The organism is Saccharothrix deserti, from assembly GCF_009769385.1.
GTDB classification, from domain to species: Bacteria; Actinomycetota; Actinomycetes; order Mycobacteriales; family Pseudonocardiaceae; genus Actinosynnema; species Actinosynnema deserti.
The window spans coordinates 320,549-345,764 of record NZ_VKAB01000012.1 but is presented as its reverse complement, the minus strand read 5'-3'; the positions used below and the strand labels follow the sequence as shown (position 1 = coordinate 345,764).

General features: G+C 67.7%; 27 protein-coding genes and 2 pseudogenes. 15 read left to right on the top strand and 14 right to left on the bottom strand.

Translation table 11 applies throughout. From position 1 onward, the window contains the following. Positions 1-63: 63 nt before the first annotated feature. Together FM051_RS54020 and FM051_RS23215 are read right to left on the bottom strand one after the other, a co-directional pair. Positions 64-132, bottom strand: a pseudogene (locus tag FM051_RS54020) (hypothetical protein); the annotation flags it as partial. Between the two features lie 452 nt (positions 133-584). Beyond that, entirely contained in the window at positions 585-2,000 is a 1,416-nt protein-coding gene (locus tag FM051_RS23215; RefSeq protein ID WP_158846718.1) for a phosphorothioated DNA-binding restriction endonuclease family protein, read from the bottom strand. A 149-nt stretch (positions 2,001-2,149) separates the two neighbouring features. Between FM051_RS23215 and FM051_RS23210 the strand changes: the two genes are divergently transcribed. Genes FM051_RS23210 through FM051_RS23195 form a run of 5 tightly spaced genes read left to right on the top strand, consistent with a single transcriptional unit; the run spans position 2,150 to position 4,324 of the window. After that, positions 2,150-2,452 (top strand): hypothetical protein, encoded by a 303-nt coding sequence (locus FM051_RS23210; protein WP_158846716.1) that lies wholly within the window; start codon positions 2,150-2,152, stop codon positions 2,450-2,452. A gap of 5 nt (positions 2,453-2,457) precedes the next feature. Continuing rightward, positions 2,458-2,925 (top strand): hypothetical protein, encoded by a 468-nt coding sequence (locus tag FM051_RS51995; RefSeq protein WP_238412588.1) that lies wholly within the window; start codon positions 2,458-2,460, stop codon positions 2,923-2,925. A gap of 6 nt (positions 2,926-2,931) precedes the next feature. Then, positions 2,932-3,783 (top strand): helicase-associated domain-containing protein, encoded by an 852-nt coding sequence (locus tag FM051_RS51990; protein WP_238412587.1) that lies wholly within the window; start codon positions 2,932-2,934, stop codon positions 3,781-3,783. Positions 3,784-3,795: 12 nt separating this feature from the next. Further along, positions 3,796-4,074, top strand: a complete 279-nt coding sequence (locus tag FM051_RS23200) for a TIGR02679 domain-containing protein (protein WP_158846714.1) — start codon at positions 3,796-3,798, stop codon at positions 4,072-4,074. Positions 4,075-4,093: 19 nt separating this feature from the next. Continuing rightward, complete coding sequence (locus FM051_RS23195) at positions 4,094-4,324, top strand: hypothetical protein (protein WP_158846712.1); 231 nt, start codon at positions 4,094-4,096, stop codon at positions 4,322-4,324. Between the two features lie 723 nt (positions 4,325-5,047). Here FM051_RS23195 and FM051_RS23190 read toward each other — a convergent pair. Further along, positions 5,048-5,494, bottom strand: coding sequence for a hypothetical protein (locus tag FM051_RS23190; protein ID WP_158846710.1), 447 nt, complete (start codon positions 5,492-5,494; stop codon positions 5,048-5,050). Positions 5,495-5,838: 344 nt separating this feature from the next. On the opposite strand from FM051_RS23190, the gene FM051_RS23185 reads away from it, so the two are divergent. The 5 genes from FM051_RS23185 to FM051_RS23165 all read left to right on the top strand — a co-directional run bounded on the left by FM051_RS23185 (position 5,839) and on the right by FM051_RS23165 (position 8,103). Further along, positions 5,839-6,210, top strand: a complete 372-nt coding sequence (locus FM051_RS23185; protein WP_158846708.1) for a hypothetical protein — start codon at positions 5,839-5,841, stop codon at positions 6,208-6,210. A 125-nt stretch (positions 6,211-6,335) separates the two neighbouring features. Continuing rightward, complete coding sequence (locus FM051_RS23180) at positions 6,336-6,881, top strand: WXG100 family type VII secretion target (RefSeq protein ID WP_158846706.1); 546 nt, start codon at positions 6,336-6,338, stop codon at positions 6,879-6,881. A gap of 8 nt (positions 6,882-6,889) precedes the next feature. Continuing rightward, complete coding sequence (locus FM051_RS23175; protein ID WP_158846704.1) at positions 6,890-7,300, top strand: YbaB/EbfC family DNA-binding protein; 411 nt, start codon at positions 6,890-6,892, stop codon at positions 7,298-7,300. A 16-nt stretch (positions 7,301-7,316) separates the two neighbouring features. After that, positions 7,317-7,640, top strand: coding sequence for a hypothetical protein (locus FM051_RS23170; protein WP_158846702.1), 324 nt, complete (start codon positions 7,317-7,319; stop codon positions 7,638-7,640). Positions 7,641-7,764: 124 nt separating this feature from the next. Continuing rightward, entirely contained in the window at positions 7,765-8,103 is a 339-nt protein-coding gene (locus tag FM051_RS23165) for a hypothetical protein (protein WP_158846700.1), read from the top strand. A gap of 514 nt (positions 8,104-8,617) precedes the next feature. Here the strand turns inward: FM051_RS23165 and FM051_RS23160 are convergent. Further along, complete coding sequence (locus FM051_RS23160) at positions 8,618-9,058, bottom strand: hypothetical protein (protein ID WP_158846698.1); 441 nt, start codon at positions 9,056-9,058, stop codon at positions 8,618-8,620. Between the two features lies 1 nt (position 9,059). Here FM051_RS23160 and FM051_RS23155 point away from each other — a divergent pair, with 1 nt between their 5' ends. Continuing rightward, positions 9,060-9,536 (top strand): hypothetical protein, encoded by a 477-nt coding sequence (locus FM051_RS23155; RefSeq protein ID WP_158846696.1) that lies wholly within the window; start codon positions 9,060-9,062, stop codon positions 9,534-9,536. 82 nt (positions 9,537-9,618) lie between these two features. Here FM051_RS23155 and FM051_RS23150 read toward each other — a convergent pair whose 3' ends face one another. From FM051_RS23150 to FM051_RS23135, 4 genes and pseudogenes are all read right to left on the bottom strand, one after another. Continuing rightward, positions 9,619-12,738 (bottom strand): type ISP restriction/modification enzyme, encoded by a 3,120-nt coding sequence (locus FM051_RS23150; protein ID WP_238412601.1) that lies wholly within the window; start codon positions 12,736-12,738, stop codon positions 9,619-9,621. A 1,056-nt stretch (positions 12,739-13,794) separates the two neighbouring features. Beyond that, positions 13,795-14,484, bottom strand: a complete 690-nt coding sequence (locus FM051_RS50700) for a helix-hairpin-helix domain-containing protein (RefSeq protein WP_202918975.1) — start codon at positions 14,482-14,484, stop codon at positions 13,795-13,797. 658 nt (positions 14,485-15,142) lie between these two features. Next, positions 15,143-15,612 (bottom strand): annotated as a pseudogene (locus FM051_RS23140) (SDR family oxidoreductase); the annotation flags it as partial. Positions 15,613-15,767: 155 nt separating this feature from the next. Continuing rightward, entirely contained in the window at positions 15,768-16,511 is a 744-nt protein-coding gene (locus FM051_RS23135; RefSeq protein ID WP_158846692.1) for a glycosyltransferase family 2 protein, read from the bottom strand. Between the two features lie 497 nt (positions 16,512-17,008). On the opposite strand from FM051_RS23135, the gene FM051_RS23130 reads away from it, so the two are divergent. Together FM051_RS23130 and FM051_RS23125 are read left to right on the top strand one after the other, a co-directional pair. Next, entirely contained in the window at positions 17,009-17,308 is a 300-nt protein-coding gene (locus FM051_RS23130; RefSeq protein WP_202918974.1) for a hypothetical protein, read from the top strand. 37 nt (positions 17,309-17,345) lie between these two features. Continuing rightward, positions 17,346-17,912, top strand: a complete 567-nt coding sequence (locus FM051_RS23125; protein ID WP_158846690.1) for a VanZ family protein — start codon at positions 17,346-17,348, stop codon at positions 17,910-17,912. 327 nt (positions 17,913-18,239) lie between these two features. Here the strand turns inward: FM051_RS23125 and FM051_RS23120 are convergent, their stop codons facing one another. Together FM051_RS23120 and FM051_RS23115 are read right to left on the bottom strand one after the other, a co-directional pair. Continuing rightward, on the bottom strand, positions 18,240-18,653 hold the full coding sequence (locus FM051_RS23120; protein ID WP_158846688.1) for a hypothetical protein: 414 nt from the start codon (positions 18,651-18,653) through the stop codon (positions 18,240-18,242). Positions 18,654-18,686: 33 nt separating this feature from the next. Then, on the bottom strand, positions 18,687-19,133 hold the full coding sequence (locus FM051_RS23115) for a hypothetical protein (protein WP_158846686.1): 447 nt from the start codon (positions 19,131-19,133) through the stop codon (positions 18,687-18,689). 254 nt (positions 19,134-19,387) lie between these two features. Here FM051_RS23115 and FM051_RS23110 point away from each other — a divergent pair, with 254 nt between their 5' ends. Next, complete coding sequence (locus FM051_RS23110; RefSeq protein WP_158846684.1) at positions 19,388-20,383, top strand: hypothetical protein; 996 nt, start codon at positions 19,388-19,390, stop codon at positions 20,381-20,383. Between the two features lie 189 nt (positions 20,384-20,572). On the opposite strand, the gene FM051_RS23105 is transcribed toward FM051_RS23110, so the two are convergent. The 4 genes from FM051_RS23105 to FM051_RS23090 all read right to left on the bottom strand — a co-directional run bounded on the left by FM051_RS23105 (position 20,573) and on the right by FM051_RS23090 (position 23,326). Beyond that, the gene (locus FM051_RS23105) at positions 20,573-20,782 is read right to left on the bottom strand and encodes a hypothetical protein (protein WP_158846682.1); all 210 of its coding nucleotides are present in this window, start codon (positions 20,780-20,782) and stop codon (positions 20,573-20,575) included. Between the two features lie 23 nt (positions 20,783-20,805). Beyond that, positions 20,806-21,972: a hypothetical protein gene (locus FM051_RS23100; RefSeq protein WP_158846680.1), complete on the bottom strand. Its 1,167-nt coding sequence runs from the start codon at positions 21,970-21,972 to the stop codon at positions 20,806-20,808. After that, positions 21,969-22,343, bottom strand: coding sequence for a hypothetical protein (locus FM051_RS23095; protein WP_238412586.1), 375 nt, complete (start codon positions 22,341-22,343; stop codon positions 21,969-21,971). Before FM051_RS23095 ends, FM051_RS23100 begins: the two co-directional genes overlap by 4 nt. Before the next feature lie 401 nt (positions 22,344-22,744). Beyond that, positions 22,745-23,326, bottom strand: coding sequence for a hypothetical protein (locus FM051_RS23090; protein ID WP_238412585.1), 582 nt, complete (start codon positions 23,324-23,326; stop codon positions 22,745-22,747). Between FM051_RS23090 and FM051_RS23085 the strand changes: the two genes are divergently transcribed. Further along, positions 23,312-25,216, top strand: a complete 1,905-nt coding sequence (locus FM051_RS23085; RefSeq protein ID WP_238412584.1) for an AfsR/SARP family transcriptional regulator — start codon at positions 23,312-23,314, stop codon at positions 25,214-25,216. The genes FM051_RS23090 and FM051_RS23085 overlap by 15 nt on opposite strands.

The following is a 25,216-nucleotide window of genomic DNA, read 5'->3' as shown; positions in this document are numbered from 1 at the left end:
GCTCAATGCCTTGCGGGCAGCCGGAATCCACCGGGGTTGATTCCGGACTGGCTGGTGCCAGGCATGGGTGCACCCGGCGGCGCAGAACCGCTCCCCGCGGTGCTTGTCGGCCACTCCAAGCAGGGGTACCAGAAGCCGAAATAGTGCTGGGGCATGACGAGCGGCGTCGTTCGCGGATCGTGCGGCGGGCGCTGAGGGCGGGGCGCGGTGCGCGGGAGGGCATGTCCTGGAGGTTTCCGGGGCGGGCAGGTGGGTGCTGCGGAAGCGCCGTACGAGGACGTCGCTGATGGCGGCGGCCGGACGTAGGGGTGATCAGCGCTGCCGGGTCTGCGGTTCCTGCGGGTGCGGAGCGGTGGGGGCGCTGCGGCGTGGCCAGCATTGGCTGCTTGGGCTCGTGGGCCGGGTGCGTGTCTTTCGCCGAGGCGGCGGATGCGCCAGTTCAGTCTGATGCTCGAAGTGGCGGCCGGGGGTATCCCGGAGTGTGGAGGACGGGTTCGCGGGCATCGACATGCCGCTGCGGGCCGGCAGGAGCGAGGAACGGCGTGATCCCGTCGCAGGACCGGAACAACCGTGCGACCGGACCGTCAAGCCTCGAAGATCGTCGTACGGTGCCACTCGAAGTAGGGTGCCGATGAAGGTGTGTAGGCAGTGCAGGGGCGTCCTTTCAGGTGGCTGAGACGGTCGCGCATGCTGCCTCGCGGAACTCTGTCCGGTGGTCGTGTCCGTACGAGTCCGTTGTCGTCGACGGTGATCCAGCCGGATTCGTAGAGCGCGTCGCAGCCGAACGTGCAGGCGAGCATCGCTACGTTGTTGAGGTCACGGCGTTCGTCATCAGTGCACGAGGCCCGCTTCTTGATGTGGGCGGCGACGAGGAAGTCTAGTGGAAACAGATCGCCGCAGAGGGCGCACTGCGCGGATGCCCGATGATCGGCGAGCAGGCTGCGCAACCGCCTCTGTTCCAGTCTGATCTTCACCTGGGCAATCGAGTCAAGCCGGCCGTTGTGGTGGCCGCCAGCGGTGTCGTCGACCGACAGCTCGTCGAGCACCACCACGGCAGGTTTGCCGGTGAACCGCGCGCCAGGTAGAACCGCCAGCACAGCACCCACGAAGGAACTTCGATGCCCCAATTCGTCGGTGGTCACCCGTACCGAACCCCGAGTGGCGAGCAGGTTCAAACCCTTCTGCACGGCGCTCACCGGTACAGGTTGCCCCTCGGGCGATCGTTCCGTTTTCACCATGACGTCGTCGCCCCGCACGTGCAGGATGGTGTTCGACTTGCCGGACGCGGTCCGGACCTCGACCCCGATGAGGTCTCTGAGCAGGTCAACGGCCTTCGGCAAGCCCAGCAGAGGATCGCTTCGGGAGGCCAGACCATCCAATGGACCAACAAGGCCGACAGTGGGACGCCCCTCGTGCGTTCTGTTCTTCGACGCCGCAGGAAGACCGGTTCGCTCGTAGTCGTCAGGTCTTCGTAACGAGTTCTCAGCCCGAGCAACGTCCGGTTGCGTTTTCGTTGGATCGGCACTGGTGTCGTCCAGGCCGGTCAGTCTCAGCGCTTCAGCCGTCGGGCTGTCACGGAAGAACCGGTGAAGCAACGCCCGGACTACAGCGTCGCGGGCATCCGCGTTGGTAGCGAGCAGGTCGTAGATCTCAGAGGGAAGTCCGCCCAGCGGGTTGTGCTTCTTCAACCACTTCAGCGGAGCTGAACCATGTGCACGAGGAGTTTTCTCGAGTACCTCAGGCAGTTCCCACCACTGCGTCTCAGCCAACGCCACGAACGGGTACTGCGGCGTCGGACGACTTCCCTCGCGTCCCAGAGCGGTGAGCAGCGGTCGTAACTCTTCCTGCGCATCGGTCCAACGCACCAGTCGCGGCAGCCCTTGAGCCGCTCTGCCGATCGCCCACAACAACAATATTCCCTGATGTCGCACCGGCCGCTCAGACGTGCCGGCTGGAGCTAATCGCTCAACCATCGTCACCAGGTCGCCACCCGTTACCACCCACGCACCTCCCGACATGCCGTGACGGCAGCAGCATAGGAAGAGAAAGCCCACTCCGGACAGGCTTCACGATGACGAGCGGTGCTCGTAGCCCACGCGGTTGTCGCTCCCCGTGCGAGTCCTGTCACCGAATGTGGGAGCCTCACGGCGTGAGCCGATCGAACCGGGTGGCGCGGGACGCGCTGATCGCGGCGGCAACTGTCGACTGCTATGACGACATCGAGTGCGTCACAGGCTTCCAGGCCATGATCGAGGAGCACCTCGCCATGCCGTTCCAAACGGTGGTGCTGGGCGTGGACGTGACCGTGACGGGTGTGGACCTGACCGATGACGAGCAGATCATGGCTGTCTGCGTGCGCGGGAAGTCGGAGCAGCGCGTCCCCGTCCTGAGACTGTCGCTGCCTGCTCCGCAGTGGGTCGACGCCTACCGCCGCTGGGCGAGGGGGACGTGAACCCGATGGATCCCTGGCCGGAGCAGGTGCGGTTCACCGAGGAGGAAGCCCTGGCCAACCTGCGCGCCGTGCTCGAACTGTGCGCGGCCGGGGAGGTGAAGTGCAGTGACAAGACCCGTCGCCCGTCGGCTGCGACTGTGCGGACCGTCGGCGCACACCTGGCGCACGGTGACTTCTACCCCGAGGAGCCCATCGCGGCGTTCGCGTGGCCGCTGCTGCTCCAGGCCGGTGGCCTCGCCTCGCTCGACGGCACCCGCCTCCGGTTGACCCCGAAGGGCCGTGCGGCGCTCGGGAAGCCATCTGCCGAGGCCATTCGGAGCCTGTGGCGGCGCTGGCTCACCCATGCGGTGATCGACGAGTTCAGCCGGGTCGAGCAGATCAAGGGCCAGCAAGCCCGCAACGTGCTCACCGCGGCCAAGACCCGGCGACAGGCGGTCGCCGCGGCGCTGGCCACCTGCCCGCCGGGCAAGTAGGTCGACGTGGACTTCCTGTTCACCGCCATGCGGCGCGGCAACATCAGTCCCACCATCGCCCGCACGGAGGTGGCGTTGTGGAAGCTCTACCTCGTCGACCCGGAGTACGGCAGCCTCGGCTACGAGGGGCACCACGACTGGGAACTCCTCGAAGGTCGCTACACCCTGGCCGTGTTGTTCGAGTACGCGGGCACTCTCGGGTTGATCGACCTCGACTACGTCGACCCACGCGGTGCGCGCGACGACTACGTCGACAACTGGGGTGGTGACGACCTGGACGCGCTGAGCCGCTACGACGGACTCGTGGCGATCAGGCTCACCGCGCTGGGCGCTTACGCCCTCGGTCTGACCGACACCTACCAACCGCCCGAGCCCGGCACCGCCGGGGCCCGGCCGCTGAAGGTGCTGCCCAGCCTCGACGTCGTCGCCATGGGCGACATCGGCGCCGCGGACCGGCTTGTCCTGTCCGCCCACGCGGAGCAGACCGCCGACCGCGTCTGGGCGGTGTCGGCAGCCACCCTGCTCACCGCGCTCGACACCGGCCGCGACCTCGGTGAGTTCGTCGACTTCCTCGCCGGACGGACCGAGCACGACCTGCCCGACGCGTTGCGCACACTGGTCGCGGATGTCGAGCGGCGAAGCGCGCGGTTGACCGACCTCGGCCACGTCCGCGTCATCGAGTGCGCCGATCCCGCGCTCGCCGCGTTGATCACCCGCGACCGCGCCCTGCGCGCGCTGTGCCGCCCGATCGGTGACCGCCACCTCGCCGTCCGACCGGACCAGGAGCTGAGGTTCCGCAAGGCCCTGCTCAAGCTGGGCTACGTCATCCCGGTCGGAGTCCGCAAGGGTGGGCTCTGACAGGGTTGGGTCGTGCGTTCGTTGAACGGGCTCGATTCCGCCGCCCTGCGGCCCTTGTGGCGGGCCGTGCACGACCAGTTGTCGTCGGGGCGGCAGGTCAGCCGGGTGAGGGTGGGCCCCCTCGATGACGAGCAGCGGTCGGCCGTGGCTGACCTGCTGGGGGACGAGCGCCTGCCGGGTGAGTACGCGGCGGTGTCGATGGCCGCGCTCGACGAGTTGCTGGTCTCGTCCGTGGGGGCAGGCGTGCGCGAAGTGGTCGCGGCGCTGCTGGGACCGCTGGACGACCCGTAACTGTTCGGCCGAGCGACTCGTGGCCGAATTCGGTGCGCCGGCCGACCTGGCGGCGGCGATCGATGCGTGGGACGAGGAACTCCAGGCCGTCTACGACCGCGACGACCCGGCGGGTTCAGGCTTCCCCGACGAGGCGACAACGGCGGCGTGGCACGAGCGGGGCGAGCGATTGGCCGGGCGGTTGGCGTCGGCGCTGCGGGTGCGGACTGAGTTCCACACCGCACGCGGCGACCGCGTGTTCGGCCGTTGAGTTCAGCATTGTTGCCATCATTCACGCTGCGGTTGTGGAGCAGATCTGGAGCAGTCGGAAGAGTTGAACGACGTGCGACGGCTTCGAACGGCGGTGGACTGCGCCGGCTGACGTGCTGGTTCTCTGTTTGCGCTGGTCAGGGCGCTTGTGGAACAGCAATGGCAGCATGAGGGTCGGAGGTTCGAGTCCTCTCGGCTCCCCGAGTGGGCAGTTCGTCCGAATCGTTCGTTGACCTGCCGTTATGTGATCGGCGGACGATCTTGACTTGTGTCCACTGTAGACTTTGAGTTGGAACATTTGGAACATGTGGTCGCTTCGCGTGAAATGTTGTCAGCTTTGTGCTTCAGGTTAGGTAACCCGACCGGGTGGTTCCGGGAAGAACTTTGTCGTGGTCACAACTGCTGTTGATGATCGGGTCGAGGTGATGACTCGATGACGGTTCTGTATGGAGGTCGGCGGGCGGTTGGTGCCTGATCTGGGGAACCGGTCTGCCGTCGCTGCGTTGTTCTGCGCCAGGTGTTGTCGCCGACCTTGCCCGCCTGGTTGGGGTCGCCGAGCCGTATCTCCTCGGGAGGCAGTTGCTCGTGCCGCTCGTGGGGATGACAGTGGTCGCCGCGCACGACGACGCGGCCGGGTCGGCGAGCGCGCCGTGACGCCGCGCTCGCCCCGCCTGCGGTGGCGTTCGGTCGTCGGGACGGGTGATTCGGTGACGGGTCGGCCCGGTCACAGGTTCACGCGTGCCAGGCGGGCGATGAGGCTGGGCTTGTTCTTGTGCGCCTGTCGGAGGGCCGCGTGGCGCCGGGCGAACTCGTCCGGTCGGTCTTCGCGGTCGGCCGGGGCTTGCAGGTCGGCGAGGAGTGCGACGGCGGCGTCGTAGTCGGTGGGTTTGCGGGTGGTGATCAGGGCGTCGACGCGTGTCCAGGTGGCTTGCTCGTCCTGCGCCGGCTCGTCCAGCCGCTGCTTGCGGGCGAGGGTCCGATCGTGTTCGCGACGGGCGCTCTCTGTTAACGCCGAGCCGGTGGACGGGTGACTCAGTAGCTGCGACAGCGAGCCGAGCAGGGCTTCTGGCTGCGAGAGCTGCCGCTTCGCGCCGCTGCTCGCTGGTGACCGGGCCCATGGGGCAACCGCAACACGAGTGCCGCAGGAGAACCTGGTCGAATATCGGTGCAACCGGCCCGAGGGCAAGATGCAGCGCCGGCGCACGGGCAAGGCGCCCCTTGGTACCCGGCGATCTCGGGTTCGGCCACCGACCCGACGTGCAGAGCCAGACGGGCGGTGTCGGTCGTCGGCGCGTGATGGGCGCGAACGCAGACGATGTGGGCCGACCTGCACGGCCGACTGCCGATCTCGGCCACGAGGTGGTCAGTGGCCGTGCGGTGGTCGACCTATTGGCGGTGGGAGACGTCGTTTCACCCGTGAGGCTGATCGACTCCGGTCGTTTGTTCGTTCACGGCTGCGGTGGTGGTTGCTGCTGTTACATTGCGACACTGGGTGATCACAGGGGGTGACGTGGCATGGGAAATCCAGGGCGGGGATATGCGCTTGACCCGGCCGAGTTCGATCGGTTGAAGGCAACGCTCAAGGCTGCGGGGGAGGCACTGGGCCTGCGGGACTTCCGCGCCAAGGCCAGTCTCGAGGGCAGCCTGACGGTGCAGTTGGTGAGCCCGCACGAGAACGTCGAGGAGACCGTCGACGGGGTGATCCGGGCGTTGACGAAGTTCGTCGATCAGGACTACGCCCGGACCAGTCAGGCCGTGCAGGACTTCATCAACCGGGTGCACAGCACGATCGATACCGCGGTCGACGGCGTCCACCGGACGCAGCAGGAGTACCTGGAAGCCGAGAAGCTGGTCGGGGACGGTCTGCGTCGGGTCTACCCGGAATGACCAGGAGGAGGAACGCATGGGCTTCCTGCAGTCGGTGATCACGGACTCCTTGCTGTCGGACGCGGGGGAGATCGACGGGGTTCACCGCCCGCCACGCTCCCGGTCTGCCTTCGATCGAGGCCACCTTGAGGGTTGTCAGGGAGATCGACCCGGAGTCGTTTCGCAGGATCGGGCGGGACGTATGGGGCACGGGGCAGTCCGACGGCGCGGACGAGTTGGGTCGGGCCATCAACGAGTGCGTCAAGGGCTTGGAGACGGCGGCCAACCAGGCTTCGGCGTGGACCGGTGAGGCGAGCAACGCCTACACCGAGCGCATCAACCAGATGAAGCAGGCATTGGGTGAGATGCGCAAGCCCGCTCACGACGTCGGTCAGGCGCTGGTCGACCTCGCCGACGGCTTCGAGTTCAAGGCCTCGGACATGTGGAACAACATCTGGAGCGCCATCGGGTTCGTGCTCGGGATCATCGGTGTCATCGCCGGCATCATCGTCGGCCTCACCGGGGTCGGTGCGGTCGTGGGGCTGATCCTGGGCATCCTCGGTGTCCTGGCGGGTCTGGCTGCGTGGTGGCACTCGCAGAAGTTCAAGGCCGACGAGCAGATCGCCAAGTGCGCGGAGGCGTCGGCCGACGCGGTCAAGGCGATGGAGTCGCTGGGCAGGATCCAGCCTTAAGGAGGATCGTGGACCCGCAGGAGATGGTCGCGCAGGCGCAGGAACGGTTCGCCAAGATCAGGAGTGATCCCGAGAAGGCGTTGTTCAGCCAGTACAAGGGTGTGTCGCCCAGCGGTGCGGTCACGGTGTGGGTGGACATGATGGGCAAGCTCGTCCGTGTGCACATGGCGCCCAACACCCTTTACGAAGGCGGGGAGCCCTGGTTGGCCGAGGAGCTCATGGCGGCGAACGAGGCGGCCAAGCGGGCTGCCGAGGTGCTCGACTTCAGCATGGCCGACCTGGCGCGTGAACTCGACGACGCACTGCGATTGAAGCAGCGCGTCACCGCCGCGCCTGAGATCCCGCCGGTTGAGCGGCGCGGCGTCGCACATCGTCCTGATGATGGCGAGTCGTTCGAGAACCGGAGTCACCTGCGCTGACATGTCGCGACCTCTCATGACCGACCGTGGCCTCGTGGTGGCGTGCGCGCTGGTCTTCGCGACCCTCTTCGGAGTCGCGGTGCTCGGGCTCGCCCAGGTCGCATCGACGTATCAGTGGTGCGGGCAGGACGTGGCGGGACAACTCGCGTCGACCGAGGTGGTGGCGGAGTTGCGCCTCGACGCCACCCCGGCCGTCGTCTGCCGAAGCGGCGCGGTGACCTTGGCGGTGCCGATCGCTCCTGTCGTCGCGAGCGTGGTGTTCGCTGTGATCGGAATGGCGATCAGTCTCGTCACCGTGGTCATCACCGCGCGACGTGTTCGTGCTGCCAGGAGACGCTGACGGCGCGAGCAGCCACTTCAACGGTTCACGCGGTCGTAGGGAGGAGTTCGTCCGCTGAGCTGCTGTGACGCAGTCGGCGGGCGATCTTCCACCTTCGGTGGACTGAGCACCGGGGATGGGGAGAATGAGTCGACTGATCTCGGTCCGAGTGGCACCTGAGTGGGAGTGCTTCCCGTTCTGGGTCCGTACCGCGGACGAGGTGATCGCCGATAACTGTTCGGCCGAGCGACTCGTGGCCGAGTTCGGTGCGCCTGCGGACGTGGCGAAGGCAATCGACGCGTGGGACGACGAGTTCCAAGCTGTCTACAACCCGGATGATCCGATGGGCTCTGGCTTTCCGGACGAGGCGACGACGGCGGCGTGGCACGAGCGGGGCGAGCGATTGGCCGGGCGGTTGGCGTCGGCGCTGCGGGTGCGGACCGAGTTCCACACCGCACGTGGGGAACTCGTGTTCGGCGGTTGAGTTCGGCCTCTGCGGCTATTCATGCTGCGGTGTGTGGAGCAAATCTGGAGCAGGCGGTGGAGTTGAACGACGTGCGATGGCTTCGAACGGCGGTGAACTGCGCCAGCTGACGTGGGGGTTCTCTGTTTCCGCAGGTCAGAGCCCTTGCTGGGCCGCGCTGGCAGTGTGGGAGTCGGAGGCTCAAGTCTCTGCGGTTCCACAAGTGAAATAGTTCTGTCCAGATCGCCCGTTGACCTGCGTTTATGTGGTCAGTGGGCGATCTTGCCTCTGCGTCCACTGTGGACTGGTGCGTCTGATCGAGAGTGGCGACTGCTTGCTCCGTGCGAAATGTTGTCTGCTGTGTGCTCCAGGTTTCGATAATTGGTCGGGTGGTTTCGGCAAGAATTCGCTGTCGCCATAGCAGTTGCTGGTGCCCGGGTCGGCGAGCACGCCGCGACGCCGCGCTCATCCCGCTGGCGGCGGCGTTCGGTCGTCGGGACGGGTGGTCGGGTGGCGGGTCGGCGGTCACAGGTGTTCAAACGTGCCAGGCGGGCGATGAGCCTGGGCTTGTTCTTGTGCGCCTGTGGGAGGGCTGCGTGGCGCCGGTGCCGGGCGAACTCGTCCGGTCGGCCAGGGCTTGCAGGTCGACGAGGAGAGCGACGGCGGCGGGCCTTCTCCTCGGCGCGCTCGGGCTCTTCCCGCTGCTGTCGTTCGGCGCGCCTGCGCGCTGTCTCGTCCAGGAGTTCGCCCACGGCGTGTTGCGGCGGTGGGTGGGGTGGTGCTGCCGCGGAACCGGCGCAGCAGTCCCATCCGCACGGTCGCGGCCGACGCGCAGCAGGCGGTCCTTCTCGATGCCGGACAGTGCCGTCACCCAGGCCGCGTCGGTGGTCTCGTCGAGCGGTGGGCTCGCTTCGGCGGCGACCGTGAGCAGGTCGTCGTCGAGGCGGAGGAAGTCGGCCAACGTGCGCTGCCCCACGGTGCGTGCGCAGTCCGGCGGGCACGGGTGGTTCCGGGTCGTCGTTCGCGTCGCGGTCGAATGCTTCTTCGTCGCGTTCCCAGGTGCCGTACCCGGCCAGCCACGCCAGGTACAGCGCGCGGTGGTCGCCAGCGGCGAGCTGGTTCCGGACGCCGACGATGGCAGACAGTGCTCCCTGCGGCTCGTGGTCCTAGTCGCCGGTCTCGTCGTGGTTCTGCAGATCGAGGACGACGAAGGGCTGGCCGTCGCGCTCGCTCCAGCGGCAGTCCATCCACCCGTTGACGGCGATGAAGCCGAACTCGCCAGTCCCGTCCCGCGTGAATTCGATGAACGCGGGCTCGACGAGGTCGATGGTGTCCTGGTCCTACTGGTCCATTTCCACGATTCGCCACCGCCCGGTCAGGCACGTTATCGGTCCTCCACCTTCGACGCTCGGCTCCGGTCATCTCGACCGAAGCCGAGCGATGCCGCCGCGTGAGGGACAGGAGAGTAACGCTGAGCCGGAGCGGCACGTGGAGGAGTTCACAGGAGAGGCAGAGGTGGCCGCGGAGGCCGATGCTTCATCCGACCGAGAAGAGGTTCGGTTGTGAGTCGGCCCTGGGCGGCTTCCGTGCCGCTGCCGGGGGCGGGAGGACACCCGCGGCCGTCAGTTCGTCCACGGTGATCAGCCCATCGTCGAGGACGCGCTGGAGCAGCCGTTCCTGCCGAGGTTCGAGCGCCACCAGGCATCCGAGCACGTTGAGGAGGTCGAGCAGTTCGGTGGTGGTCTTGGAAGTCCACGTGCGTGGGACGATGTCGTCGAGAGGGGACTTGCGGTTGCCTGAGGGGTTCTTCTTGCGGTAGCCGAACCAGTGCTTGACCACAGACATCCCTCCAACCTTGTAGTTCCAGACCTCGGGGGCGACCGGGGCTATTCCACCCGAGCCGACGTGCAGGGTTCTGGTGCTCTCGTCGTAGGTCATGCGGTCCGGCATGTCCTCTTCGGTGTCCGGTATGCCCATCATCCCGACGCGTGGCCGTTCTCCTGAGGGCAGGCGAGGCAGGCCGGCCCGGCCAGCGGCCGGGTCCGCGAAGCGCTCCCCGTAGGTGTGCGACCAGATGACCTCTTTTCCGATGCGCACCGCTTCGTCCCACAGCTCCGGGTTCGCGGTCAGGGGTATGCGGACGCCGGGGGTGGACAGATCGGCGGCGAAGTGTCGTGTGAAACCGGGGTGCGCCGTGACCGTCGCGATGTAGGCGATCACATCCGTGGCCGACACCGAGTGGCGGAGGCGATCCTCCAGGTAGGAGAGCAAGCCGGGCGTGATGTTCGGTTGGGACGCTCCTCCATCGGTGTGGAGGGGAAACGTCCGGCCGCCGCTGTGGCCGCAGTAGTGGTGCATGTCCGGCAGGAGCGAGGTGAAGATCAGTGCGGGGCCGTCTCGGATGGGAATCCTGTGCTGCTCGACCACGAAGATCTGGTGCTCGCTGAGTGTGGACCAGAGCGCCGTTCGCGGGGTGGCGATCAAGCGGGCATCGGGGATCAGCCACTGGCGGTCGAAGCTCCGGTAGCCGATCCTGAGCGGAGCGGGCATCGTGCCCCGCTCGTGTGCGAAGGCGGTTTTGTTATGGGGAAACCCTGGCAGGTCGGGGTTGCTCCTGCGCAGGTTCGCGTCTCGGGTTTCCCGGAACAAGTCGGACTTGGCGTCCGGAGGTGCTGACACCAACTCTCGCCACCGCCGGTCCAGCGTCGTCTCGTCGGGGGCGTAGACCCAGGTCCTGTTGGGTTTGACCCCAGGCGACGCCCACGGCATGAGGTCTGCCGTGGTAGGCATGGATACCCACCGCGCGTTCGAGGAGCGGCGGAACGGAGCCTGCCAGTCGTCGGAGCACACTTGCCACTGCGTCGAGTCCGGTCGCAGGTCCTCCAGGGCGGCGATCTTCTCGGCGACGGTGCCTGTGACAGAGGCGCGTCGGATGACGGCCGGGGTCGCGGTGTCCGGTAGGCCGTGCCTGACGAACACCGCCACGCAGAGGGGTTGTTGGTTCCCCCGGAAGAAGCGCGTCGAGCCCGGTGGTTGGTGTCCCTCGGGGCTGAGGTCGATGATCCAGCCTTCGTCCGCTGTCTCCCTGAGATAATGGCGCACACCGGCCAGCCCGGGAGCACTGGTGAAGCCCGCGGAGCAGACGAACGCGACCAGGCCGATCGGGTGCTCGGGGTGGGCGTCGAAGACCTTCCAGGTCGCCCAGCGCCAGAAGTAGACGTACTTGTTGTGCAATGCGTAGTCGAGCCGGCCTTGGCCGGGCACGCGGAACGCGTCGATGCTGGGCATCGCTTTCCGGTCATTCGACGGGTTCGTGATCCACGGCGCTGTGCCGTACGCCTTGTCGGCGTAAGGCGGGTTGCCGATGACCACCATGACGGGCTCGCTCTGCTTGACTTTGTTCGCGTCGTCACGGGACTTCTCCATCACCCCGTACGCGCTGCCCAGTCTTGGCGGTGAGGTCCTGGGGTCGGCGAGAGTGTCGGCGAGGAAGCGACGCTCTCTGGTGGGAGCCTCGGCTCGGTGGCGCTTTTTGAGTAGGCTGTGAATGCGCAGTTCCGCCACCGCGTATGGAGCGGCCTGGTTCTCGAAACCGATTAGGCGGTCGGAGAACTCGCGCAGGTGGGGTGCGACGGCTCCCGGCCCTTCCTCGGCCTCGATCGTCCGTGCGACGGTGTCGATCACCTCGGCCAGGAAGCTGCCCGTGCCCATCGCCGGGTCAACCACGATCACGTCACGCTCGGCGAAGCCGCGCGGGCGGCCGAGGCGGGTCCGCAGGATCTCGTCGACGAACCGTGTGGTGAACGCCACGAGACTGGCCGGTGTGTAGTACACGCCGCTCTTCTTGCGCAGTTCGGGGTCGTATTCGGCCAGGAAGTCCTCATACAGAGTGGCGTAGGAGTTTTCGGGCAACAGGGACCAGTCCGCCGCCTCCAGCACCCTGAGCATGGTGGTGAGCGCGACGCTGTGCTCCTCTTCGGGTTGGTCGGTGAGCACGGCGAGGGCTCGACCCATCAATGAGTGCTTCTTGCCCAACTGCTTGGCGATCGTGTTGATCGGCTTGTTCTTGAAGTCCACGCCTTCGACGCGGGCGAGCAGGAGAGCGAACGTCACCGTCTGGGAGTACTGATCGGCGAAGTCGGCATCCTCGATGCTCGGGAACAGCGCCTGTCGCCAGTCCATCGCGAGTCCGCTGAACGTTCCGCCGCTCGATTTGCCGGACATCTCGTGCTTCAGTTCGGCGGTGACGTCGTCGCGCAGCAGGCGGCACAGGTTGGCGACGATCCGCACCAGTTCGTTCAACGAGCGCGGTGGTTGGGGCTCCCAGAACAGGAAGTCGCTGATGACCTGCTCGAAATCCGTGTCCGTCGCGCGCAGGGAGCTGCCCGCTGTGGCGAGAGCGGGTTCCAAGCTGGCGACGCGTCCTTGGAGCTTGCCGAAGCTGTAGCGCGCGAACCGCTCGCCGTCGGAGTACAGGACGTTGGGCAGCAGGCTCAGCGCCTGCCACTGCCCGAGGTCGCGCTTGGAGGCGGACCATGTCTCCGGCGTGCCGTAGCCAGGCTTCTTCAACTCGACGTAGCCAATGCGCGCACCCTGGACCTCGACCGCGTAATCTGGCCGGACGGACAGGTCGGGCAGGCTCGTTTCGCCGATCATCGTCACGGACAGCCGGTGTCTGTCACCAACCCGGGTGATCATGCGTTCAAAAGGGCCGCGCAGGTGATCCTCGGCTGACCCGTCGCCCGTGCGCAGTTTTCTCGTCACTTCGCGCCCGAAAGCGGAAACGATCTCGTCGACGGACAGGGGAACGATCCGGCGTCCGGGCCTGCGGCTCGTGGGCATCGTCTGCTCCCGTCAGGCAGAGAACGGCCAAGATCTCCAAAGAACCTGATGATGTGTCCCGCTGTCTGTACGGCCAATGGGTATTTCGACAGGAGTCGCGAATACTTGCCGTGAGTGTGAATTTCATGTCAAGAGCTGTTCGAGTACGTGTGGCGCGGCCCGTGATCCGATTGGGTTATCAGGGAGGAGTCATGCTCACGGAGCACCGAGGAACAGGCTCGCTTGCCGCGAGTACGGGATCCGTAGGCGTCGTGGCCCTCGTCGGCGGCGACGAACAACAGGCACCGTCAAGCAGGCGGGTGGGCGCTCCACAGCGGCGCTTCGAAGCGGTGGGCGACGCGGACTTGCGGCGGTTGGGCGTCGATGCCCAGGTGCTTGCGGTTCCCCGAGCCAGGCGCCGCCAAGGCATGGCGAGACGCGGTGGCCGCGCTGAGCGCCGGTGACGCCTAGGTTCACCGAGGTGAGACCACAGATAGACGCTTGAAGCGGCACCGGAGAGTGCGCACACCGGCGTTGCGCCCGCTCGCGGAACTGATGGAGCGCGTAGCGTTCAGCCCGGATGAGGTCACCCAAGGCATGGCGACGATAGCCCGCGCTGCACAGCGACCAAGCCTTGGGCAGGGTCATCTTGGATCGGGCGTAGGTCGACGAATGGCCTGGCTGTCTGACCCCGGCCCGCTGCCGACCGACCGCAGCCCGGTGAAGCACGCGGACCTGCGCCCTGGCCTGCGCTTGAATTGGTCAGACGTGAGTTCGACGGACGACAAAGGAAACAAGCCGCGCCGGATCATGCTCACAGGATCCGGTTGGGCCGATGACGGTCAGGAGGGAAGCCTTACCCGCTTGATTGCCCTAACAGGCCGAGAGTGTTCAGGAATAGACAACCGCCCGTTCACGGATCAGGTCCCACGCGCTGACATCCAGCTCGGCGAAGACGAGCAGCTCGTCGACCGACTGGAAGGGGACGGGGTGTTGTTGGTGGGCGCGTTCGATCTGGTCGGCGGCGCGGTCATCGAGTCCGCAGCACTGCGCGATGACGGACGGTGGTGCGGTGTTGATGTCGACCAAGTCGCCGTCGTCGTACTGCCGTGGCAGGTCCGGTCGGCCGATCCGGAGGTCCCGTGCGAGTGCCGGGTCGCGTGCGACGAGCGTGCGGGCTTCCTCTCGTTTGGCCCGCAAGACCAGTGCCGCGGCGACAGCGGGGTCCGCGGCCCAGGGTTGCGGTGGCTGCGAGGGTGGCCGGACGGGTTGGGGAAGCCCGTAGACCTCGCGCCGGATGCCGCTGAGCTGGATGCAGGCCGCGACCATGATCGCGATGGCGCCGATGCCGCCGATCGTGCTGCGCACGTCCGTGGTCGACGCTGCGGACTCGCCCTGCGAGGACGGCATTATGAACAGCAGCGCGACGGTGACTGCGGCGTAGAGCGCAGTCCACCACCACAGCGATGGTCTCCGCAGGCGGTGGGCGGCGTGGGCGAAGGGCACGGCGGCGAAGATGCCGGCGCTCGCGATCACCACGACGAAGTACCACGTGCCGCGTGCGCGTCGAAGAAGGCTCATGATTGCGGACCTTTCAAAGCGGCATGGCACGAGCGGGGCGCACGATTGGTCGGGCGGTTGGCGTCGGCGCTGCGGGTGCGGGTGCGGGTGCGGACCAAGTTCCACACCGCACGTGGGAAACGCATGTTCGACGTTTGAGTTCGGCTTCTGCCGCCATTCATGCTGCGATGTGTGGAGCAAATCTGGAGCATCCGGTGGAGTCGAACGACGTGCGACGGCTTCGAACGGCGGTGAACTGCGCCGGCTGACGTGCGGGTTCTCGGTTTGCGCTGGTCAGGGCAATGGTCGGACCGTGCTGGCAGTGTGAGGGTCAAGGGTTCGAGTCCCCTCAGCTCCACTTTTCGAATGAACCCGTCTGATCTAGCGGTTTTCGCTGGTCAGGCGGGTTCTTTTGTGTCCCGCTAGATGATCATGTCGTGATCGTGTTGTGGTGCCCCGGTGGAGGAGATCTGGAGAGGTTTCTCCAGCTCCCTCTTCGCGGAATTCGCAGTCCTGACAACTGGCGCACTTGCCCGGTGTGCAGGCGGTGGCGGGGAACAGGAGGATGCCGTCGATGGGATCGCTGTACACCCGGTGTGCCAGGGGCGGCCGGCTCGACTGGGCGACCTTGGTGGGATCCATCGGTATTCCCGGAAAGGGGCGGCTCGACCTGGTGTTGTCAGCCGCTCAGAGCGTGCGTCGCAGTTGTACCTCCGTCCACGGTGAACTTGCTGCCCGTGCGGTACGTGGTGTTCCTCGCGGGCGAGGAACACCACGACGTTCGCGACATCGTCCGGCTGACCGATCCTGCGCAGCGCCACCCCTGCAGATCGAGGACAGGTCGATCGACCTGTCCAGGGGCTCGCTCACCATCGGTGTGTCGATGGCGCCGGGATGCGACCCGGATGCCGTGCTCGCCCGGCTCCAGGGCGGCCACCTTGGTCATGCCCCGGATAGCGAACTTGCTCGCGGTGCAGGCGACGAGGTACGGCATGCCGGCCAGGCCCTCGATCGAGGACGCGTTCACGATCGAACCGCCGCCCGCCGTCGTCATGGACCCGACCACCGCGCGCATGCCGAGGAACGTGCCACCTGGTTGATCTCGATCACCCGCCGGTAGTCGGCGAGGGTGGTCTTGGCGATGGCCGATCGGGTGGTCTTCCATGAATGACTCGATTGATCCGCGATTCCACGGCGTCCCGCTCGTTGTGCGCCCGCACGACGACGCTGTCCGCCCGGACCGCTTGCTCAGCGTCCGCTCGGCGGCGAGATCCATGCCCAACGCGGATCGACCACCCGCCGCGTCACGCGCCTGCCCTCAGCCCCAGTGCGCGCACTGCCTGAAGGCGTTGCCGCACAACGGTCTGCGACTCGCCGTGCAGTGCCACCCACGACGCCTGGCGGGTGGACTGGCCGAGGTGCCTGCGGTACAGGAATGTCACGTCCGGCGTGAGGAAGCCGGGTGCCAGCTCGGAGAGCGCCACCACCAGCGCCAAGTCCTCGGCGCGGGGCACGGCGGCCCACCCACCCAGTGCGCGGACCGTGGCGGAACGCGCCGTGATCCCGCCGCACGGCACCGGCGTGTGACCGTGGTCGAGGACGAACGTGCCCACCACACCCCGCTCGACGACTCCCGCCGGTAGCAACGCCGGGTACGGCAGCCGCATGTCGCCGGGAAACAGGTCGTCCGCTTGGCCCGCCACCCAATGGATGTCGGGATGTTTGGCGAACGCGGAGATCGCGGTGGCCAACGCGTGCGGCAGAAGCCGGTCGTCGCAGTCCAACACGTGCACCAGCTCACCGCCCGCCCTGGCCAGCCCGAGGTTGCGGGTGGCGGCGATGCCGAGCTGTTCGCCGTTGGCCGCGTACCGGCCGAAGGGGAACCTCCCGACCACCTCCGCGAGCCCCGGCTCCGTCCCGTCCTCCTGCACCACCCAGTCGAACTCCCAACCGTCGGGAAGCTCCTGAGCGGCCAGGCTCTCGCCCGCCTCGACCAGCAGATCGGCCCGGTGTGACTGGGCAGCCGTGAGGACCGACAACAGCGCCATGAAGATCCTTCGGGTGGGGGATCAACGGACGTGGTCAAACCTACCGCCGCCGGCGAGTCGCGACCTTGTGCTTGCCGAAATTGCCATCCGTGCAGGTCAGAAGGCGCGGTGATACTCGTTGAGGACGCCGCCCAGTCGCTGCCGTCGGCGGATGTCGACCTGGGTGACCGCTGCCTGATCGGTGGCCGGTTGTGGCAGCGCGCGTAGTGGTCGGGCATTGGCGATGCCCTGGTGGGGCCGATGCGAGTTATAGAACTGCTCGCACCGGCGCGGGGCGTGAAGCAGGTGCCGTCGGTTCCGGATGAGAGTGCGGTCGAGCAGTTCGTGGCGGCAGGTCGATACCCAGCGTGCCATCAATCGCGTTCATCCGAGGGATTCCGTGTATCGCGGGCGTATCGGAAATCGCATACGCCACCGCAACAGTCTTGCGTCTTCAGTGGAGGCATGGACCACAGCGCATCAACGGTCGGTTTGTCGATCAGGCAGGGACCGTGATCATGGACTCGGATTCCACACGTGGTGCAGACCGGCGGCGGGTGCTCGGGTGGGGCCGGCTGCCGGCGGCCGGTGCGCCGCTGGTGGGCGCCGAGCTCGCCCACGCCGACCAGGAACCGTTCCGGGACGACCGGATCCCGCCGGACACCCGGCCCGGCGGGGCCTACGACCGGTACACGGCGAAGCCGGCCACGCAGGACAAGTTCTCCGGTGTGGTGTTGCTGTCACACCGGGGCCGGACGGACGTGCCGCTGCAGGAGATCACCGAACAGGAGAGGCAGGCCATCGTCGGCGAGAGCTGACGCACGACTGCCGGGACATCGAAGAAACGGAGACAGCGTGCTCAACAATTGGCACGACTGGGTCGGCACGTTCACCGGCGTGGTGGCCACGACGGTGGTCGCACTGCCGTTGGCCGCGCTGGCGGTGTGGGTGCTGGCACGCCGTCGGAGTGCCGGCGGTGCCACGCGGGCGTGGCGCACGGCGCTGGCCGACGTCGGCATCGTCTACGGGACGGTGCCGTGGGTGTGGATGATCCTGTTACCGGGCGACCAGCCCGGCGTCGTCCGGGGTCAGGTGAGCCTGGTACCGCTGCGGGACCTGCTCGAAATGGACACGGGCCAGGTCGTCGGCAACCTGCTGGTGTTCGCGGCGCTGGGGTTCTTCGGCCCGCTGCGGTTCGCGGCGCTGGCGTCGGTACCGCGAATCCTGGCGCTCGCGGCCGGCTGCTCGGCCCTGGTCGAGATCGCGCAGTACCTGTGGCTGGACCGGGTGTCCTCTGTGGACGACGTGTTGCTCAACGCCGCCGGCGCCGGGCTGGCCGCGCTGGCGTCGCGCCGCTGGTGGCGCGCCACGGCCGGAGTGTCGTCAGATCAACCTCGACCGGCCCGGGTAGCGGGACGCTGAGCCGCTCGCGGTGGGTCCGGTTCGCATATGCCGGCGATATGTCGTGCTGCCTGGGCTCCAGGCATGCGCGTGCTGATCGTGGAGGACGAGCCCTACCTGGAGAAGCCGTCCGTGACACCGTGCAGGTGTGGGTGGTACAGGCGATTTCATCGCGGGGTGGCGACTGACGTCAGGTATGCCTGCGCCACGGGCACTTCCTGTCGATGACGGCTGTGTAACCGGCCCTTCGTCGAGCGGGTGGCCGGGTCCTGCCGCCGACGTCGCCAGTGGGCTAGGTCGTGCGGCAGGACCCGACCTGTCACCGTCGTGCGGTCCGGTGTGCCGGGGTCACGCCTGGACGCGCTGGAACGGCAGGCACCCTAATCCGTCGCTGATGCACAGTGTCAGCCACAACGGCGTGCCCTCGGCGATCTCCAGGTTGATCTCGCCGCAGCCCAACTGGGCTCCATCGACGTCCTTGACCGAGGCGCGCAGTTGCATCGTGTCGGTGTAGAGCCGGGCGGTGACGCTGTGCGCGTCGGCTTTGGTGTCGCAGGCCAACAGCCGCTCGCCGTAGGACAGGAACGACGCGTTGCCGTAGGAGCTGGGAATGTACCCGTCGACAGCCGCGTGGGCCGGGGCCGTCGGTCCTGCGAGCAGCGCTGCGGTGGTGGCGAGCGTGGCCCCGGTGCAGGCGGTGACGCGGCGCCGCCACGTCGGGCGGGTGGCCTTGGAGGTGTGGGCGGTGGTCTGGTTGGACATGGTGTGCTCGTTTCCTTTTCGAAGGGTTGGTGGCTAGCGCCGGGGGCTTGCTTCCTGACCGGGCCAGGGCACGTAGCGGGCGGTCCTGGTCGAGGACGGGGTGATCACGGTCTGGCCGGGTTCGGCGAAGTGGCCCAATCGGACGTGGGTCACCGACAGCCCGCCGCCCACGCCGCGAACCTGTTCGAACCCTTGGGCGCTGACGTTCTGCGACGAGGCCATCGTGGTGGTGCCACCGTGCCATTTGCCGTCGCTGCGGCGGGTCGAGACGAACACCCGCACGGTGGTACCCAGCGGCATCCGACTGCCGTCGAGATATACGTAGTGATGGGCGTGCACATATCCGCCGCATCGGTAGAGCTCGGATTTCACGTGCATGTAGTAGCTGTACTTACCGACGATGTTGGCATCCCGCTCGGTTTCGGCCACGGCGATCGGGGTCCCGCCACAACCATCGCCGGACGCGCTGGCGGGGCTCATCCCCGGGATCGTGAGCGCCGTGGCCGCTATCGCGGTCAGAGCCGCCGTTCGCAACCTGGTGACGCATTGGGCTCGCATTCGTCGTCAACTCCTCGTGGGTCGTATTCCACAGGCCGTGCTCGCTGCGGCGCCGCAGTGGGCGACGGGTGTCGCCGTGACCAGTCGACACGGCATCGGCCCTGGTGGGAAACGACTCGCGCGTGACTCACGCCCCTTGAGGACTGCTCACGTGTGGGCGGGAGCACAATGGCGAAGTGACCGGCGGCGACGACAACGCGGAGCAGGAGTTCTGGGACCAGTTCGACCGCGCGTTCAGGCGTGCGGGCAGTCCGCCCTTCAAACGCATCTCGAAAGAGGCGCTGGAAAAATACGACATCGACATCCCCGAATCCACTGTCAGGGAGTGGGTCAGCAACCGGCGGCTGCCCAGGGCGCCTGACAAGCTCGTACCGGTGATGCGTGTTCTCGGCGCGGAGCAGCAATGCGACTGGGTGGGCCTGCTCGACCGCGCCAATACCGCCAGGCGGCTTTCCGACCGGCCTGCCGGCGCACCGCCGGACACGGACGCACCGCCGGAAACCACCGCACCACCGCAAGTGCCCGCGACAACGGACACCACGGCGACGACGAGCACCCCCGCGACATCCGACGCGACGGGCCCGATGCCGCCGCGCGGCCGGCGCATCACCGGGTGGCTGGCGGCTGGCGTGGCCGCCGCGGTGACCATGGTGGTATTCGTTCTCGCCTCGTCCGGCGAGCAGGATGCGCCGCACGACGGGTCGACCGCCTCCGCAACCGTGACGGGCACCAGCGACGGACGTGGTGCGAGCACCCAACCGACGAAGGACGAGGACGGCGGCGTGCCGTGCCGCCCGCCCGCCTCATCCGGCTTCCTCGTTCCCACCGCCCAGGCATCCCCGCGACCGACGGCCTACGCCCCCGGCGGCGCGGGCCACGCCGAACTCGTCCTCGACCAACGCCGCGTCGTCCTGACCGACGACCTCGGCGACGGCTGCTCGATCATCCTCACCGTCCGCGCCGACGGCGCCGAGGCGGGGACGTGGCCCAACTCCGCAGGCAGGACCGGGAAAATCAAGGACGGGGTACCGATACCGCCCAAGACGATCGACCTGCCCTGGCTGGACACCGCCCGGCGGATCGACTTCCGGGTCTGTGTCGGCGAGGTGGTCAACCGCAAGCCCGTCTTCCGGGAAGACGACTGCGGTCCCTGGGTCACCGCGAACCGGTAGCCCGATTCTCTTGGCGCCCGTAGGATCCGCGGCCAGTCGACCACACCGGTCGACCACTGGCGTGGTCATCCGTCCCGGCCCGCCGCCGATTGGTGCGGTGCCGGTCGCGCGCTCGACCTGAAGAGGCCGAAGCCGACCCACGAGCACCTGCTGCGCGGCACCGGGTGCGCGGGGCCGATGAGGCAGCGCTCACTCACCCACCCGTACGAGACCGACCTGATGAACATCGCCTTCGGTCCCCTGGTCGGGTCCTGGCACCTGACGAGGGTGCTCGGCGATCGCTTCCAGCAGCCACAGCAATCGCGTGTTCGCCGAACGCGACTGTGCTGTCAAAGCACGGAGACCCGTGAGTTCTTCCGCGAGTCCCGCGACCTTCGCTGACCGGAGATCGTCGTCCACAGGCCCCACCGTAGGTCGGAGGCTCAGATGCCGGCCCGGTTGAGGCGCTCGATGAGGCTGGGTTTGCGCGCATGTGTTTGCCGCAGTGCGATGGTGCGCAACGTGAACGTGTCGTAGCGGTCCTCGCGTTCGGCGAGTCCTTGGAGATCGGTGAGCAGCGTGACGGCGGCGTCGTACTCGGCCGGTTTCCGCGTGGCGATCAGCGCGTCGACGCGCGACCACGCGGCGTCTTCCTCGTCGGCCAGCTCATCCAGTCGTCGTTCTCGGGCCAAGGCGCGCGCCTGCTCCCGGTGTGCCTCGTCCTCGGCGCGCTGGGTGTCCAGCTGACGCTGTCGGTCGGCTCGTCGGCGTGCCGCGTCGTCGAGCAGGTCGCCCACGGTCCGGCGGGTTGGGGCGGGGGTGGCCGGGGCGGTGTCGTCGCGGAAACGGCGCAGCAGTTCCATCCGCACCCGCGCGGCCTCACCCTGGACGACCCGTTCCAGGATCCGGTCCTTCTCGGCAACCGACAGGCGGGTCACCCAAGCGGTGAGGTCACCGGGATCGTCGGCGATTCTGCCGAGTGGCGGACTTGTCCGAGCCGCGGTCGCGAGCAGGTCGTCGTCGAGGCGGAGGAAGTCGGCCAGCGCCCGCTGTGCCGCGGTGAGCGTGCCGAGTCCGGGCGGAACCGGTGGCTCGACATCGTCGTCGGCCTCGCGGTCGAAGGCGTCCTCGTCGCGTTCCCAGACGCCGTAGGCGGCGAGCCAGGCGAGGTAGAGCGGTCGGAGATCACCGGCGGCGAGTTCGGCGCGAACTCCGACGATCGCCGACAGCAACGCATCGGCGTCGTAGCCGAAGTCGAATTCACCGGCGTGGTCCTCGCTGATGAAGTCGAGCACGATGAACTCGTCTGCGGTCCAGGCGCTCAGGTGGTCGTCTACGCAGTACTCGTCGACGACATCGGGATCGAGCAGGTCGCTTGGCAGGCGGAACATCACCCGGTGCGTGCCCCAGTTCGCCACGTACAGGTGCGCGTCGTAATAGCGCTCCATCCACCGGGTGGAATCACCCTTGAAATCGCCCCAGTGGTACTCGTTCACGAAACTGGTGGCAGTGATCGTCGCCCGGGTGGACGCGGATCGAACCTCGGCCTGCTCGTCGTCGTCCAGTGGCCGGTCGATCGCCAGGAATTCGTAGTACTGGTACTCGCTCACTGCCCGTCCAGTCGCTCGGCAGGGGCAAAGGGCTCTGCGCGGAAGCTGGAGTCGTCTCCCATGTGGAAGAACAAATGTCCCTCGACCGTCGCGTCATCGACCAGAGACGCCCAGCCGCGTCCGCTGACCTGGTCGCCTTCGTCGACACCCTCCCAGGTGAACTCGACGCCGACCCGGCCGTCCCGCTCAACCGGGCGCCAGTCCAGCTCGCCGCGGACGGCGATGAAACCGAACTGGCCGGCGCCGTTCCCGGTGAACTCGATGAACCCCGGCTCGACCAGGTCGATGGCATCGCGGTCCCACCCGCTCATCTGCACGATCCGCCACCGACCGGTCAACGGGACCACGGACCTCGGAACACCCCTTGTCATGAGGCGTCAGGGTAGTACGTGAACCGCCCCGGATTTCCGTGGCACATCACGTGCCCTGCCTGGACCGTTGTCGTGTTCGGTGCTTGTGCGGTAATGGGATGGGCCCGAGGCTTGCGCACTGCGCGGGGTGGAGCAGGACTGGAGCACGGCGTGGAGTGGAACGGCGTGTGGCGGCGCGCAGTGGCGCCGAACGGCGATGAACGGCACCGGCCGACGTGGTGGTTCTCTGTTTGTGCAAGTCAGCGAGGTGTTCTGTCCGGACTCCGCTCGCGTGAGGAAGACCGACCCGGTTCGGCGGGCGAGGTCGTCGGGGGCCGGGACCACCCCAGGACCCGGAGTCACTGCCCCGCGCGTGCGCGTTCGGTGGCCCCGAGTGCTTCCGGAGCCACCGAACGCTCAGGTCAGCACTTCTTCACACCCTTGATCTCGCCGTCGAGGTGGCTGTAGGACTCGAACTTAGCGATCTTGTTGTTGCCGATCGTCCTGCAGACCGGGTCGACCGTGCGCGAGACCTCGATGGTGAACTTCCCCGTGCGGGCGCAGTTCATCACCTCGGCCCACAGGAGGTTCCCGATCTTGCCCTTGTCGATGATGACGGTCTTCGTGGACCCGTAGCAGGGGCCGGGCGGCTCCGCGTTGGCCACGCCCGCGCCACCGCCGAGGACGGCGAGGACCATGGCGATGATCGAGCCGACTGCAACTTTCCTGCTGATCACGACGTTTTGACCTTTCGTAGAGCCGGGTTCGTCCATGATGTCGGGATCGAACCGCTTGCTGTCGGTAGCGTGCACGCCGCGCGTGGCAACTGGCCGGCATCCGGATGACAGCGCCGAAAGGAGCAGTTCGAGGTGCAGATCAAGCTTCTCGGTCCCCTCGAGGTGCACGACGCGGGCGGCCGGTTCGTCCCGGTGACCTCCGCGAAGCAGCGGGTTGTCCTCGCCGCGCTCGCACTGCAAGCCGGACGTGTGGTGTCCGTCGATCACCTCGTCGACTGCCTGTGGGACCGGACCCCGCCGAGTACGGCCAGGGACACGGTGCGCAGCCACGTCATGCGGCTGCGGAAGGTGCTCCCCGAACCGGCGGTGCTGGTCACCAGGGCACCGGGGTACCTGCTGGCCGTCGATCCATCCGATGTGGACGTCAACCGCGCCGCCGCCCTTCAAGCGCACGCCGCTGCGGATCCGCGCCGCGCCGGCGCGACGCTGCGCGAGGCGTTGGGGCTCTGGCGGGGATCTCCGCTGGCCGACATCGACTCCACCGTGCTGCGTGCCCGACACGTCCGGGTGCTGGAGGACGTGTGGACGCGGTTGACCGAGGCGCGCATCGACGCCGAACTCGCGGACGGGGCGCACACCGACCTCGTCGGCGAGCTGCGGACACTGGTGGCGAGCCATCCGCTCAAGGAGCGGTTCCACGGCCAGTTGATGCTGGCGCTCGACGCGACCGGCCAACGGGCCGAAGCGCTCCGCGCCTACCGGAACGCGCACCGGGTCCTCGTCGACGAGCTGGGCATCGAGCCCGGCGACGAGCTGCGCCGAATCCACCAGCGGCTGCTCGGCACCGACCGGCGCCGCGACACCGACGTGCCGCGCCAACCCGTGCCCGCGCTGCTGCCGTTGGACGCGAACGGTTTCGTCGGTCGGGAACGGGAACTCGCCAGGCTCGACACCATCCTCGCGTCAGCCGGGTCGCAGCCGACGGCGACGGTGATGGCCGTGCTGTCGGGAACCGCGGGGATCGGCAAGACGACGTTGGCCGTGCACTGGGCGCACCGCGTCCGCGACCGCTTCCCGGACGGCCAGCTGTACGTGAACATGCGCGGCTTCGACCACGACCGGCCCCGGATGAGCCCCGCCGAGGCGGCGCGGATCTTCCTGGAGACGCTCGGCGTCGAGCCGAAGCGGATTCCGGTGAGCCTCGAAGCCCAGACCGGCCTGTACCGGAGCCTGCTCGCCGGCCGCGGCCTGCTCATCGTCCTGGACAACGCGAGCGACCCCGAGCAGGTTCGTCCGCTGCTGCCCGGCTCACCGGGCTGTGTGGTGCTGGTGACCAGCCGGAACAACATGCCCGGCCTGGTCGCCGGCGAGGGTGCCTACTCAATTCCGCTTGACCTGATGTCCGAGGTGGACGCACGGGCCCTGCTGGACCACCGACTCGGCGGCGAGCGCATCGGGGCCGAGCAGGACGCCGTGCGGGAGATCATCGCCCGCACCGCCCAACTGCCGCTGGCACTCGCGGTCGTCGCCGCCCGAGCGGCGACCCACCCCGATTTCCCGCTCGCCGCGCTCGCCCGCCCGCTACACCTGGCACGACCTCCTGCGGGTCTACGCGCGGGAACTCGTGAGCACGGTCGACAGCGAAGCGGATCGCGCACTGGCGGTCCGCCGGTTCCTCGACCACAACGTGCACACGGCGTGGGCGGCGGCCATGATGATCAGGACGCAACGCGATCCGATCCACCTCGACACACCGGTCCCCGGCGTCGTACCGGAGGAGATGAGCGATCCGGCCCAGGCCATCGCCTGGTTCACCGCCGAGCGCCCGGTGCTGATGTCGGTGGTCACGCAGGCCGTGGAGTCCGGTGCGGACGTCCACACGTGGCAGTTGGCGACCGCGCTGTCGGACTTCCTCACCAGGCAGTCGCACCTGGACGACAACACGACCTTGCAGACCGCCGCCGAGGAAGCCGCCCTGGCCCGCAAGACGTGGCAGCGCGCGCTCACCGTGGTCCGCGAGTCCGCCGGCTCCGTGGTGTTCGAACAGCTCAAGATCAGGTTGCGGGGCGAGCAGGCGGAATCAGCGTGACGGTGTCAGCGGGCGGAAGATCCGCGCAGGCAGACCTGCCCGACGAACAGGCCTACCTCCGCGGTTGA